We start from the raw sequence: 13,639 nt of genomic DNA on the forward strand, positions 1-13,639 counted from the left end.
GCCTGCCGGAGGCGGTCGCTAGACCGCCGCGGCGCCGCTGACGATCTCGGAAATCTCCTGCGTGATCGCGGCCTGGCGTGCCTTGTTGTAGACCAGCTGGAGGTCCTTGATCATCGTGCCGGCGTTGTCGGATGCCGCCTTCATCGCCACCATCCGCGCGGCCATCTCGCAGGCCACGTTCTCGACCACGGCCTGATAGATCAGGGATTCCACGTAGCGCTCGACGAGGGTATCCAGGACCTCGTAGGGCTCCGGCTCGTAGATGTAGTCCCAGTGGTATTCCAGTTCTTCGTCCGCGCTTGGCGCGGTCGGCAGCAGCTGCGTCACCTGCGGCTTCTGCGTCATGGTATTGACGAACTTGTTCTCCACCAGAACGACGCGATCGATCTTTTCCTCGCGGAAATCGTCCAGCAGCACCTTCGCGGTTCCGATGAGATCGGAGAGGTGCGGGCGGTCACCGAGATCCGTGGCCTGCGCCACGATGTTGCCCCCCAGCCGCCGGAAGAACTGCAGTGCCTTGTTGCCGAACACGCAGAGATCCACCTCGACCCCTTCGTCGCGGTAGCGCCGCATTTCCGCGACCGCCTGCTTGAACAGGTTGGTGTTCAGGCCGCCACACAGCCCGCGGTCGGTGGACACCACGATCATGGCGACGCGCTTGACGTCGCGCTCCACCATGAACGGGTGACGGTACTGGGCGTTCGCCATCGCGACGTGACCAATCACGTCGCGGATCTTTTCGGCGTACGGCCGGGACTCCTGCATGCGGTCCTGGGCCTTGCGCATCTTGGACGCGGCCACCATTTCCATGGCCTTGGTGATCTTCTGAGTATTCTGGATACTCTTGATCTGCGTCCGGATCTCCTTCGTGCCCGCCATTGCGCGCTCCCGTTACCAGGTGTTCTTGGACTTGAACTCGTCCAGGGCGGCGGTCATGCGTTCCTGGATGGAGTCGTTGTAGTCGCCGGTGCTGTTGATCTCGTCGAGCAGCGCCTTCTGGTTCGAGCGCAGCCAGGCCTGGAGTTCGCGTTCGAAATCCACGACCTTGTCTTCCTCGACGTCGTCGAGGTAGCCCTGATTGGCCGCGTACAGGGAGAACGCCATCTGGCCGATGGACATCGGCTGGTACTGGCCCTGTTTCATCAGCTCGGTGACGCGCTTGCCACGATCCAGCTGCTTGCGCGTGGTTTCGTCCAGATCGGAGGCGAACTGCGAGAATGCGGCCAGTTCGCGGTACTGGGCGAGGTCGAGACGCACGCTGCCGCCCAGCTTCTTGATGATCTTGGTCTGGGCCGAGCCACCGACACGGGAAACCGAAAGGCCGGCATTGATCGCCGGGCGGATACCCGAGTTGAACAGGTCGGTCTCGAGGAAGATCTGACCGTCGGTGATCGAGATCACGTTGGTCGGCACGAACGCGGACACGTCGCCGGCCTGGGTCTCGATGATGGGCAGGGCGGTCAGCGAGCCCGTCTGACCCTTGACCTCGCCATTGGTCGCACGCTCGACGTATTCCTCGTTGACGCGGGAGGCACGCTCCAGCAGACGCGAATGCAGGTAGAACACGTCACCCGGATAGGCTTCGCGGCCCGGCGGACGACGCAGCAGCAGGGACACCTGACGATACGCCCAGGCCTGCTTGGTGAGGTCATCGTAGACGATCAGGGCATCTTCGCCTTTGTCGCGGAAATATTCGCCCATCGCGCAGCCGGCATAGGGGGCGATGAACTGCATCGCGGCGGATTCGGACGCGTTGGCCGCGACAACGATGGTGTTCTCCATCGCGCCGGCCTGTTCCAGCTTGTGCACCACCGACGCCACCGAGGAGGCCTTCTGGCCAACGGCGACGTAGATGCACTTCACGCCGGAATCCTTCTGGTTGATGATCGCATCCACGGCCACGGCGGTCTTGCCGGTCTGGCGGTCGCCGATGATCAGCTCGCGCTGACCGCGGCCGACGGGGACCATGGCGTCGATGGCCTTGATGCCGCTCTGCAGCGGCTGGTCCACGCCCTGACGTTCGATGACGCCGGGTGCCATGCGCTCGATCGGGCTGGTCTGACCGGTCTCGATCGCGCCCTTGCCGTCCAGCGGCTGCCCGAGCGAATCGACCACGCGGCCGAGCAGCTCGTCGCCCACCGGGACCTCGAGGATGCGGCCGGTGCACTTGACGGTGTCGCCTTCGCGCAGGTGGTTGTAATCACCGAGGATCACCACACCCACGGAGTCGCGCTCGAGGTTGAGCGCCATGCCGTAGGTTTCGCCGGGGAAGGCGAGCATTTCGCCCTGCATGACGTCGCCCAGGCCGTGAACGCGGGCGATGCCGTCCTGCAGGCTGACCACGGTGCCCTCGTTCGAGGCCTCGGAGCCCGCATCGAACTTGTCGATGCGCTGTTTGATCAGATCACTGATCTCGGAGGGATTCAGTTGCATGATAATTTCCTCTTAGCGACTCAAATTGGCAGCCAGGCGGTCCAGCTGGCCTCGCACGGAGCCGTCGATGACCAGGTCGCCGGCGCGGATGATGGCCCCTCCAAGAAGGGAGCTGTCGACCGAGGAGGTCAGATCCACTTCGCGGCCGAGACGTTCGGACAGCGCCTTGTGGATCTCTTTCTCCTGCGCCTGGGTGAGTTTGCGGAACGCAATGACCTCGGCCTCCACGCGGCTTTCGGCTTCGGCCTTCAGCGCGTTGAAGGCCTCGCTCACGGCCGGCAGTGCCGGCAGGCGCCCGTTCTCGCCCAGCAGGCGGACCAGGTTGGCCGCACCGTCGTTGAGCTTGCCCTCGGCGATGTCCAGCACGAGCTGGGCACGCTTGTCCCGCGGCACCCGGGGATTCGAGAGGAGATCGTGCATCCGGGAATCGCCGGCGATCGCCGCCAGCAATTCCAGCTGCTCGGCCCAGCCGGCGAGGTCCTGGTCCTCGCGTGCCCGCTCGAAAGCGGCGCGGGCGTAGGGTCGGGCTACCGAAATCAGGTCTGACATAGCCTCTCCTTACAGCTTGGCAGCGAGCTTCTTGAGAAGGTCACCGTGGGCCTTGGCGTCAATCTCCTTGGCCAGGATCTGCTCGGCACCCTGCACCGCCAGGTCGGAGACCTGCTTGCGCAGTTCGTCCTTCGCGCGGTTGAGCTCCTGCTCGGCTTCGGCCTGCGCCGATTCCTTGATTCGCTCCCCTTCCTCGCGGGCGTTGGTGCGGGCTTCCTCGACGAGCTCGTTGGCACGCTTCTGAGCGGAGGCGACGATGTCGTTGGCCTGCTGCTTGGCCTCCTTGATGACCTCGGTCGCACGCTCCTGGGCCAGCTCCTGTTCCTTCTCGCCGCGTTCGGCGGCCGCGAGGCCGTCGGCGATCTTCTTGCGCCGTGCCTCCAGGGCCTGGGTCAGCGGCGGCCAGACGAATCGCATGGTGAACCATACGAAAACGCTGAAGGCCAGCAGCTGCCCGATGATGGTGAGATTGATATTCATCCTGCTACCTCAGGTTGACGAGTGGTGAGGGATCCTCGTGACTCGATCAGCCCTTAGCCGAGAACGAACAGGACGTACAGGCCGATACCCACCGAGATCATCGGCACGGCGTCGGTCAGACCCACAACGATGAAGAAGTTGGTGCGCAGCATCGGGATCAGTTCCGGCTGACGGGCAGCGCCTTCGAGGAAGCGACCCCCGAGGGTGGCGACACCAATCGCGGCGCCGATAGCGGCCATGCCCATCATCAGAGCGGCGGCGATAATAACCAGAGCGTTAGCCATTTCCATCGTAATATCTCCAGTGAAGTTGAGACGGTCGGTTGAAGTTAAGGGTTATCAGTGGTCTTCCGAGTGAGCCATGTCCAGATAGACGATGGTCAGCACCATGAAGATGAAGGCCTGCAGCGGCACCACGAGGATGTGGAAGATCGCCCAGCCGACGTGCAGCACGCCCCCGGCGAGCCCGAACATCAGTCCGGCGGAGTACATCAGGCCGATGAGGATAAAGATCATCTCGGCGGCGTACAGGTTGCCGAACAGTCGCAGGGCGAGAGAAGCCGGCTTGGCCAGGAGGTCGACGACTTCCAGCACGAAGTTGGCCACCCAGGTCAGGGGCTTCAGCGGGGTGATGGAGGTCTGGAACGGCGCACCGGTCAGCTCCTTGACGAAACCCACCGGACCCTTGATCTTCAGCGAGTAATAGATGATGAGAATGAACACGCCCAGCGCCAGACCGATCGTCACGTTGATGTCGGTCGTGGGCACGATCTTGAAGTACGGGATGCCCAGCAGATAGGCGAGGTGCGGGATCAGATCCACCGGCACCAGGTCCATCAGGTTGAGCAGGAAGATCCAGATAAAGATAGTCAGTGCCAGCGGCGCGATGAGGTCGTTCTTGTGCTTGAACGAACCGCGCACGTTGGTGTCGACGAAGTCCATGATCCATTCGACGAAGTTCTGCCAGCCACCGGGGACACCGGCGGTGACCCGCTTTGCCGCGTAACGGAAGCTGAGGATGAACAGCAGGCCGAGCCCGATGGACCAGATCATCGAATCGACGTGGATGGCCCAGAAACCCATCTCGGCGGCCTCCGATGCGCTCATCGCGAAGCCGAGCCCGTCCTCCGGGTGATACCCGAAGGTCAGGTTCGTGAGATGGTGATTGATATGGTCGTCCATTTCTGAAGCCATGTCGCTATCTCTTCATTGCTTGGGCGGATGCCCGGTGGACCCACCACACGGGCAGAAGATGCACCGCGAGAAAGCCACCGAACAGGGCGGGCAGGTCGGGGTTCTCGTAACCCGCGAACACCGCCGCAAATGCGGCTGCGATGAGCAGCAGCCGGAATACCTGAGCCAGCATCATGCGCCCGGCCAGGTTCCGGGCAGCCGACGCACGATACGCCCCGAAGACCGCAAATACCATCACGGCGTTTCCGAGGGCGGCAATCCCGCCGCCGAGCGCCATCGAGATGGCGGCCGACGGTAACGACAGCACCAGCAAGAGCACCGTCAGGAGAAGGGTGACTGCGAGCTGCAGACCGAGCGACTGGATGGCAGGGCTGAAGCGTCGCGGTGTCATCTGGTGGATGGGCACAACCCACCCCTCTCCGGAAAATTGCGCGCAGTATAAGTGGGCCCTTAAGGGAGGTCAACGCGACCCGCGGGGGCCGACCGGGTTACTGAATATGTGACAGGATTCCGTCGAGCTCGTCGAGGGAGTTGTATTCGATCACCAGCCGGCCCTTGCCCTGACGGTTGTAACGCACCTGGACGGGAGCACCCAGGGTGTCGGCAAGGCGGCTCTCCAGTTGCCGGATCTCGGGCGGTGGCTCGGTGGAGACCGGCTCGGCATCCTTCTGCTCGAGGGTGCGGCGAACCAGCTGTTCGGTGGCGCGTACCGAGAGGCCGCGCTTGACGACGCGCTCGGCGACCTCGGGCTGGTCGTCAACCGGCAGGGCAAGGATGCAGCGGGCATGGCCCATCTCGAGGCGGCCCTCGTCGACGTGAACCTTGACCGCATCGTGGAGCTCCAGCAGTCGCAGGAGATTGGTCACCGCGGTGCGCGAGCGGCCGACGGCGGTGGCCGCGTCCTGGTGGGTCAGTTCGAATTCGCCGATCAGCCGGTGGATGGCACTGGCTTCCTCCAGCGGGTTGAGGTTCTCCCGCTGGATGTTCTCGATCAGGGCCATCGCGGCGGCCGCCTGGTCGGGGATCTCGCGGATCACTGCGGGGACCGTTTCGAGGCCTGCCTGCTGGGCGGCGCGCCAGCGTCGCTCGCCGGCGATCAGCTCGTAGCCTTCGTCCACCGGCCGCAGGACCACCGGCTGGACGATGCCCTGCGAGCGGATGGATTCGGTCAGTTCGGCCAGCGCTTCTTCGGATATCCGGCCCCGCGGCTGGTAACGGCCGCGGCGGATGCGTTCGACCGGCACGGACTCCAGGCGATCCTCTTCACCGGGCTCCTCGGAGGCCCCGCTGAGCAGCGCGTCGATACCACGTCCGAGTCGTCCACTGTTTCTTCTGGCCATGTTTCGAATCCTGCCGAAAGGAGCAATCAGCGGCGCAGCAGTTCGCCTGCCAGGGCGAGATAGGCGACCGCGCCGCGCGATGATGCATCATACAACAGAGCAGGCTGACCGAAGCTGGGGGCTTCGGCCAGGCGGATGTTGCGCGGGATCACGGTATTGTAGACCCGGTCGCCGAAATACCCGGTCAGCTGCTCGGAGACGTCGCCGGCGAGACGGTTGCGGGCATCGAACATGGTGCGCAGCAGTCCGGCGATGCGCAGGCGGGGATTGGGCCCGCGCTGGATGCTCTCGATGGTGCGCATCAGCGCGGTTAGGCCCTCGAGGGCGTAGTACTCGCACTGCATGGGGATGACGACGCCATCGGCGGCGACCAGACCGTTGACCGTCAGCAGATTGAGCGACGGGGGGCAGTCGACCAGCACGTAGTCCCAGCGGCCACGGGCATCCGCCAGGGCCTGTTGCAGGCGATATTCGCGGCCCTCTTCCTCCATCAGGCGCACCTCGGCCACGGTCAGGTCACCGTTGGCCGGCAGCAGATCGAAGCCGGCCTCGACGCGTTGCACGACATCATCCAGGGGCGCATCACCCAGCAGGACGTCGCAGGTGGTGCGTACGTCGGCATGCTTGTCTTCGCCGGATCCCGTGGTCGCGTTGCCCTGCGGGTCCATGTCGACCACCAGCACCGAACGACCCAGACGGGCGAGCGATGCGGCCAGGTTGACGCAGGTGGTCGTCTTGCCGACGCCGCCCTTCTGGTTGGTGATCGCAAGGGTCTCGGTCACGGCGCAGTTCTCTCGATGATGGCGATGTGACGGGGGGCGTGCTCGCCGGGAATGGTAACCGGCTCGACCGCTTGATACGACCACGGTGCCGGCAACGCTTCGCGGGCACGGTCGGCGGGGCCCAGCATCGCCAGTACCCGCCCCTGCGGGGCGACCAGATGGCCGGCGCGCTGCAGGGTCTCGGCGGGGGCCTTGAAGGCGCGCGAGACCAGGGTATCGAACGGGGCCTGCGGCGCGAACTGCTCGATCCGCAGATGCCGGGCCTCGACGTTTTCCGTCCGCAGCAGGCCGATCACGTGACGCAGGAAGCGAACGCGCTTGGCGGCACTGTCCAGCAGACAGTACCGCCGATTCGCGGCCGCCTCGCCGTCGGGGGCGTACGCGTCGGCCAGGGCCAGGATCAGCCCCGGCAGTCCGGCGCCGGTTCCCACATCCAGGATACGCTCCCCCTGCAGCCACGGGCGCAGGCAGAGACTGTCGAAGACATGCCGCGACACCATCTGCTGCGGGTCGCGCACCGCGCTCAGGTTGTGCACCCGGTTCCAGCGTTCGAGCTGACTCAGCCAGGTCACCAGCGCGTCGATCGCGGGTTCCGTCAGGCCCGCGGCAGGGGCGTGGCGCGCTAGCTCCGCACGCCAGGTGTCCTCATTCGCCACTGGCCCGCTGCTTCAGATGCACGGCCAGGGCGGACAGCGCGGCCGGGGTCACGCCGGGAATGCGCCCCGCCTGGGCCAGGGTGTGGGGACGAAACTCGGCGAGCTTCTGCCGCAGTTCGGCGGACAGCCCATGGACGCGGTCGTAGTCCAGGTTTTCCGGCAGCGGCGTGTTTTCCGCGCGCGCCTGGCGGCGGACCTCGGTCTGCTGACGTTCGATGTAGCCGGCATATTTCGTCTGGATCTCGACCTGCTCGCAGACGTCGGCGGGCAGGGTCGCAGCCAGCTCGGGCAGGCAGGCCATCAGGCCGGGATAATCCACGTTCGGGCGGCGCAGGAGGTCTTCCAGGGTCGCTTCGGGATCGGGTGTCTGGCCGAGGTAGGCGACCAGGGCCTCGTTGCGGCGCTGTTCGCGCGACAGTCGGGTCGCACCCAGGCGCGCGCGTTCCGCTTGGACCTGTTCGGCCCGGCGACTGAACACGGTCCAGCGTTCGTCGTCGACCAGACCCATTTCGCGACCCGCCGGCGTGAGGCGCAGATCGGCGTTGTCCTCGCGCAGCAGCAGGCGGTGTTCGGCGCGCGAGGTGAACATCCGGTAGGGCTCGCGGGTACCGCGGGTGACCAGATCGTCGATCAGCACCCCGATGTAGGCCTCGGAACGCTGCGGGACCCACGGGTCGTGCCCGGCGACGTGGCGGGCGGCGTTGAGGCCGGCCACCAGCCCCTGGGCGGCCGCTTCCTCGTAGCCGGTCGTACCGTTGATCTGGCCCGCGAGGAACAGGTTGCCGACGTCGCGGGTGGCCAGCGCCGGGGTCAGGCCGCGCGGGTCGAAGAAATCGTATTCGATCGCATACCCCGGACGGGTGATGTGTGCGTGCGCGAAGCCGGGGATGCTGCGGACCAGGTCAACCTGTACCTCCCAGGGGAGGCTGGTGGAGATGCCGTTGGGATACAGCTCGTGGGTATCCAGGCCTTCGGGTTCCACAAAGATCTGGTGACTGTCCTTGTCCGCGAAGCGCACGACCTTGTCCTCGATCGACGGACAGTAGCGCGGGCCGGTGCTGTCGATGGCCCCGGAATACATCGGCGAGCGCTCGAGGTTGTCGCGGATGATCGCGTGGGTATGCTCGGTGGTCCGGGCGATGTGACAGGCACGCTGCGGCGGATGCTCGTCGCGCGAACCGATGAACGAGAAGACCGGTCGCGGATCGTCGCCGGGCTGACGTTCCAGCACGGAAAAGTCGACGCTGCGGCCGTCGATGCGTGGCGGGGTACCGGTCTTCAGCCGGCCGACATCGAACGCCATCTCGCGCAGGCGCGCCGCCAGGCGTTCGCTCGGCGGGTCGCCGGCGCGGCCACCGGCCTGGTTCTGCTCGCCGGTATGCATCCGGCCGTTGAGGAAGGTGCCCACGGTCAGCACCACCGAGCGGGCCTCGAAACGGATCCCGCCATCGGTGATCACCGCCGCGGCACGGTCACCCTCGAGCACGACATCGGCGACGCCCTGCTGAAAGACCCGCAGGTTGGGGCACTGGTCGACGGCGCGGCGCACGGCCAGGCGATAGAGCTGGCGATCCGACTGCGCGCGGGTCGCGCGCACCGCCGGCCCCTTGCGCCGGTTCAGCACGCGGAAATGGATACCCGCGGCATCCGCGGCCCGCGCCATGACCCCGCCCAGCGCGTCGATCTCCCGGACCAGATGCCCCTTGCCAATGCCGCCGATCGCCGGGTTGCAGCTCATCTGCCCGACGGTCTCGAGGTTGTGGGTCAACAGCAGGGTTTGCGCACCGGTACGCGCGGCCGCCAGGGCTGCCTCGGTACCGGCATGCCCGCCGCCCACTACGATGACATCGAAGGATTCCGCCATGCTCCAGAAATTCCCGGCCCGGGGGTCGGGCCACTGCGTTGCAAGCGATCAGTGTAGCAGGAGCGCGCGCATCGATCAGGTCGGCACGGGGGCGCTGCGCACACAGTCGCGGCCGGCGGTCTTGGCGGCGTACAGTGCGTCATCGGCACGCTGCACCAGCGCGTCCAGCGATTCGCCGCCGTGGCGACACGCCACGCCTACCGAGGCGGTGACGCTCAGCGAATCCGCCGGAAACAGATCGACCGGTTCCGCCCCCAGACGCTCGCGGATCCGTTCCGCCAGCGCTCGCGCGTGCTCGAGGTCGCCATGCGGGAGGACCGCGAGGAATTCCTCACCGCCCCAGCGGCCGGGGGTGCCACCATCGCGCAACTCGTCCTGCAGCAGGGCAGCGAAATGTTCCAGCACCCGGTCACCGGCACGATGGCCATGGGTGTCGTTGATCCGCTTGAACCAGTCGAGATCGAACAGCAGCACACACAGGCCGGCATCCGCCCCGCCGCCGACTTCCAGCTGACGCCGGACCCGGCGCGCAAGGGCCCCGCGGTTGAACAGGCCGGTCAACGGATCACGAGTGGCCTGACGGTAGAGCCGCAGCAGCATGTGCAGCTGACTGAGAGCGGCCCATACGGCTACCCCGGCGACCAGCACCAGCAGCCAGAGATTGCCCAGGGTGTCCCAGCGACCCAGATTCCCCATGGCCGCCTCGATGGCCATGTAGACGGCGAGGATGGCGACCGAACCGAACGCACCTTCGCGCAGGGTCAGCGGGAAGATGGCCAGGGCCGCGACCGTGAGTGCGGGAAAGAAAGCGTAACCCGAGGCGAGCGCCGACCCGAGGTCGGAATTGATGATGAACCGCGCCATGGCATAGAGCGTCATCGGAATCGCCAGCAGCAGGGCGAGGCGCCACAGCGTCCCGCGGTAGCCGGTATCCTGGCGGCAACTCCACCACAGCACCAGTCCGGCGACGGCGCCGGTGAGCCGCAGGATCATCGTGAGCAGGGCATCCGGGGTATCCAGCAGGAAGAATTCAAGCGGCAGCCACAGGGGCAGACCGATGGCCAGCAACAGCGCGAGCGGCCGGATCCGTCGGCGGATGTAATCCGCCCGGGTTTCGCGGAAGTCGGGCGCGTGACCGCCGCCGTGGACCAGATCGGGAAGATTCATCCGGATCAGGCGTTCACGCAGGGAGGCAGGGGAGGATTCCTCGGTCGGGACTTCCGGTTCGGTCGCCATGCCGCATTCCTTCGCTCGGGATTCGGCAAGCCTGCGGCGGGATCACGGCGAATGCAAAAGTCGCAGGACGGCACTCGGATTATTTGCCGATACAGAATCCGGCGAAGATCTCGCCCAGCAGGGCCTCGTGGTCCTGGCGCCCGAGCAGGGCGTCCAGGGCCTGTTCGGCGCTGCGCAGTTCTTCCGCGGCGAGATCGCCGGGCAGTGCCGGGTCGATGCGTTCCAGGGCGCCGGCCGCCGCCGCCAGGCCGTCCAGGTGACGCGCACGCACGCTGAAGCCGCCATCCGTCTCGGGGGCCAGGCCAAGGCGCGCGGCAATCGCGTCGCGCAGCGCATCCAGTCCCTCGCCGGTGCGCGCGGAGATCGCGAGTGCGTCGGCGGAAACACAACCCTCCCGATCATCGGCAAGATCGGTCTTGTTCCACACGACCAGGCGGGGCAGATCGGCCGGCAGGTCCTGCGGTATCCCGGCGTCGGGATCGGTCAGGTCACGCAGCTCGAGGACCAGATCGGCCGTCCGTCCGGCCTCGCGGGCCCGTTCCATGCCGATCTGCTCCACCGGATCCTCGCTCCCGTGCAGGCCGGCGGTATCCACCACCTCGACCGGAATGCCGTGGATCGCGACCGGTGCCCGCAGCACGTCGCGCGTGGTCCCGGGCCGATCGGTGACAATCGCGACCTCATCCTCTGCAAGGCGGTTCATCAGACTGGACTTGCCGGCGTTGGGCGGCCCAAGCAGCGCCAGTCGCAGACCGCGGTCCAGGTAGCGGCCGGGCCGCAGGCGTTCGATCAGCGCACGGATCTGCGCGGCGAGTTCGGCCGCCGCCGGCGCCAGTGTACCGGCCACATCCGTCTCGAGATCGGTCTCGCCAAAGTCCAGTTCCGCCTCCATGTGGACCCGCAGGTCGCGGATGCGGCGCGAGACCGGCTGCAGCTCGGCGGCCAGGGCGCCGTCCAGACTGGAACGTGCGCGCCGCGCCGCGCGCTCGGTCTGGGCGTGGATGAGATCGGCGACGGCCTCCGCCTGGGCCAGGTCCATGCGGCCATTGAGGAACGCGCGTTCGGTGTATTCGCCGGGGCGCGCACGGCGCGCGCCCAGGGCCACGCAGGCCGCGACCAGCCGTTCCAGCAACACGGGGCTCCCGTGGCCCTGAAACTCCACCACGTCCTCGCCGGTGTAGGAACGCGGGCCCGGGAAGAACAGCACCAGACCGTCGTCGATCAGCGCGCCACCGGCGGGGTCCTGCAGCCGCACGTAATGGGCGTGCCGGGGCCGTGGATCAAGCCCGGCGATCCGCCGCGCCATTACCGCGGACTCGGGACCGGAAAGGCGCACCACCCCGATGCCGCCGGACCCCGGAGGGGTCGCGACCGCGACGATGGTGTCACCGTCCACGAAGGGTCACTCCTTCTGCTTGTCGGGGTCCGCGCCGGTCTCGATCTTGCGCGTGATGTACCACTGCTGCGCGATGGAGAACAGGTTGTTGGTGAACCAGTACAGCACCAGGCCCGCCGGGAAGAAGGCGAAAAACACGGTGAACACGAACGGCAGCGCCATGAAGACCTTCTGCTGCACCGGATCCATCGGCGGCGGGTTCAGCTTGTACTGCACGAACATGGACACGCCCATCAGGATCGGCAGGATGAAGAACGGATCGCGCGACGACAGGTCCTGGATCCACAGCCACCACGGGGCCTGGCGCAGTTCGACACTCTCCAGCAGCACCCAGTACAGGGCGATGAATACCGGGATCTGGACGAGTATCGGCAAACAGCCACCCAGCGGGTTGATCTTCTCCTTCTTGTACAGGTCCATCAGCGCCTGGTTCATGCGCTGCTTGTCGTCCTTGTAGCGTTCCTTCAGCTCCTGCAGCTTGGGCGCGACCTTGCGCATGCGCGCCATGGAGCGGTAGCTGGTCGCCGAGAGCTTGAAGAACGCCAGCTTGATCAGGATCGTCAGGATCACGATCGACCAGCCCCAGTTGCCCACCACTGCGTGGATCTTGTCCAGCAGCCAGAACAGCGGACTGGAGAGGAAGGTGAACACCCCGTAATCGACCGTCAGTTGCAGGCCGTCCGCGATCTCGGCCAGTTCGGCCTGGGTCTTGGGCCCCACCCACAGCCGGGTGTGGAAATCCCCGGTCTCACCGGGACCAACGCGCAGTGGCTCGGCCGAATGCAGGCCGATCAGGTATTCCTCGCCCACCTCGCCGGGCACGGAGCGGGCGTACAGGGCGTTGAGTTCCTCGGCGCCCGGGATCCACGCCGACACGAAATAGTGCTCGATCATCGAGACCCAGCCACCCTCGATACGATCCTCGACCGGATCGTCTGCCAGCGACTCGAAACGCTCGCGCTCGTAGCTGCCGTCGTACCAGGCCGCCCCGGTGAAGGTGTACAGCCACCAGGATTCACGGTCGGGGGTCTCGCCATGACGCAGCTGGCGATACTGGCGCCCGATCCAGGGATCGGCACTGTGATTGTGAACCTCGTATTCCACCTCGATCAGGTGGGTGCCGCGGTTGAAGACGTAGGTCTTCACGACTTCGATCTCGCCGTCTTCCGAGGTCCAGCGCAGCGGCACGCGCAGCTGATCCTGGCCTTCGCCCAGCTCGAAACGATCCTGATCGACCTCGAAGTCGGCGTGATGCGACGGCGCGCGTCCTTCGGGGGCGACACCCTCGACGCGGTCGTGGGTCAGGCCGCTCTGCGCGACATAACCGCGAATGCGGTGATCCAGTAAGCGCACCGGCACCAGGGGGTCGTCGCGCAGATCCTGCGGGAACTGCAGCAGATCGGCCCGCAGGATCGTGCCACCGCGGGTATCGATCAGCAGGTCATGCTTGTCGGTCACCACCTGGATCTGACGCCGCTCCGGGGCCGCGATGGGTTCCGGGGCATCGGTGGCCGGGTCGGCCTCGGGCTCGGCCGCCGCCTCCGGAGTATCCGGAACATCCTCCGGCCGCGCATCCGGATCTTCTTCCAGCTCGCGTTCGGCCGCGGTCTCGGTGGCCGGTCGGGTGCCGTAGTCATCGTTCCAGGCCATCCACATCAGGAACAGGATGAAGGCCAGGGTCAACCACAGCAGGGGACGGATGTTATCCAT

The 13,639-nt window shown here is 66.3% G+C and carries 14 protein-coding genes; all 14 read right to left on the bottom strand.

Features of this window, described 5'->3' with window-relative positions; genetic code table 11:
- Positions 1 to 18: 18 nt before the first annotated feature.
- The 14 genes from atpG to yidC all read right to left on the bottom strand — a co-directional run bounded on the left by atpG (position 19) and on the right by yidC (position 13,639).
- Complete coding sequence (gene atpG / locus F573_RS0110450) at positions 19 to 879, bottom strand: F0F1 ATP synthase subunit gamma (protein WP_018868906.1); 861 nt, start codon at positions 877 to 879, stop codon at positions 19 to 21.
- A 12-nt stretch (positions 880 to 891) separates the two neighbouring features.
- Positions 892 to 2,433, bottom strand: coding sequence for a F0F1 ATP synthase subunit alpha (gene atpA / locus F573_RS0110455; protein ID WP_019022538.1), 1,542 nt, complete (start codon positions 2,431 to 2,433; stop codon positions 892 to 894).
- 12 nt (positions 2,434 to 2,445) lie between these two features.
- The gene (locus F573_RS0110460) at positions 2,446 to 2,982 is read right to left on the bottom strand and encodes a F0F1 ATP synthase subunit delta (RefSeq protein ID WP_019022539.1); all 537 of its coding nucleotides are present in this window, start codon (positions 2,980 to 2,982) and stop codon (positions 2,446 to 2,448) included.
- A gap of 9 nt (positions 2,983 to 2,991) precedes the next feature.
- Complete coding sequence (locus F573_RS0110465; RefSeq protein ID WP_019022540.1) at positions 2,992 to 3,462, bottom strand: F0F1 ATP synthase subunit B; 471 nt, start codon at positions 3,460 to 3,462, stop codon at positions 2,992 to 2,994.
- Positions 3,463 to 3,515: 53 nt separating this feature from the next.
- Positions 3,516 to 3,752, bottom strand: coding sequence for a F0F1 ATP synthase subunit C (atpE, locus tag F573_RS0110470; RefSeq protein WP_018868902.1), 237 nt, complete (start codon positions 3,750 to 3,752; stop codon positions 3,516 to 3,518).
- 48 nt (positions 3,753 to 3,800) lie between these two features.
- Complete coding sequence (gene atpB, locus F573_RS0110475; RefSeq protein WP_019022541.1) at positions 3,801 to 4,643, bottom strand: F0F1 ATP synthase subunit A; 843 nt, start codon at positions 4,641 to 4,643, stop codon at positions 3,801 to 3,803.
- A 16-nt stretch (positions 4,644 to 4,659) separates the two neighbouring features.
- Positions 4,660 to 5,061 (bottom strand): ATP synthase subunit I, encoded by a 402-nt coding sequence (locus tag F573_RS0110480; RefSeq protein ID WP_018868900.1) that lies wholly within the window; start codon positions 5,059 to 5,061, stop codon positions 4,660 to 4,662.
- Positions 5,062 to 5,143: 82 nt separating this feature from the next.
- Positions 5,144 to 5,995, bottom strand: coding sequence for a ParB/RepB/Spo0J family partition protein (locus F573_RS0110485; RefSeq protein WP_019022542.1), 852 nt, complete (start codon positions 5,993 to 5,995; stop codon positions 5,144 to 5,146).
- 26 nt (positions 5,996 to 6,021) lie between these two features.
- A complete protein-coding gene (locus tag F573_RS0110490; protein ID WP_019022543.1) occupies positions 6,022 to 6,777 on the bottom strand; it encodes a ParA family protein in 756 nt (251 codons plus the stop codon).
- The gene (rsmG, locus tag F573_RS0110495) at positions 6,774 to 7,433 is read right to left on the bottom strand and encodes a 16S rRNA (guanine(527)-N(7))-methyltransferase RsmG (protein ID WP_019022544.1); all 660 of its coding nucleotides are present in this window, start codon (positions 7,431 to 7,433) and stop codon (positions 6,774 to 6,776) included. The genes F573_RS0110490 and rsmG overlap by 4 nt, the downstream gene beginning before the upstream one ends.
- The gene (mnmG, locus tag F573_RS0110500; RefSeq protein WP_018868896.1) at positions 7,423 to 9,297 is read right to left on the bottom strand and encodes a tRNA uridine-5-carboxymethylaminomethyl(34) synthesis enzyme MnmG; all 1,875 of its coding nucleotides are present in this window, start codon (positions 9,295 to 9,297) and stop codon (positions 7,423 to 7,425) included. Before mnmG ends, rsmG begins: the two co-directional genes overlap by 11 nt.
- A 75-nt stretch (positions 9,298 to 9,372) precedes the next feature.
- Entirely contained in the window at positions 9,373 to 10,533 is a 1,161-nt protein-coding gene (locus F573_RS0110505; RefSeq protein WP_019022545.1) for a GGDEF domain-containing protein, read from the bottom strand.
- A 79-nt stretch (positions 10,534 to 10,612) separates the two neighbouring features.
- Positions 10,613 to 11,929 carry a tRNA uridine-5-carboxymethylaminomethyl(34) synthesis GTPase MnmE gene (mnmE, locus tag F573_RS0110510; RefSeq protein WP_019022546.1) on the bottom strand — a complete coding sequence of 439 codons (1,317 nt, stop codon included), beginning with the start codon at positions 11,927 to 11,929 and terminating at the stop codon, positions 10,613 to 10,615.
- A 6-nt stretch (positions 11,930 to 11,935) separates the two neighbouring features.
- Complete coding sequence (gene yidC / locus F573_RS0110515) at positions 11,936 to 13,639, bottom strand: membrane protein insertase YidC (protein WP_019022547.1); 1,704 nt, start codon at positions 13,637 to 13,639, stop codon at positions 11,936 to 11,938.

The organism is Thioalkalivibrio sp. ALE23, assembly GCF_000378545.1.
Classification (GTDB): domain Bacteria; phylum Pseudomonadota; class Gammaproteobacteria; order Ectothiorhodospirales; family Ectothiorhodospiraceae; genus Thioalkalivibrio.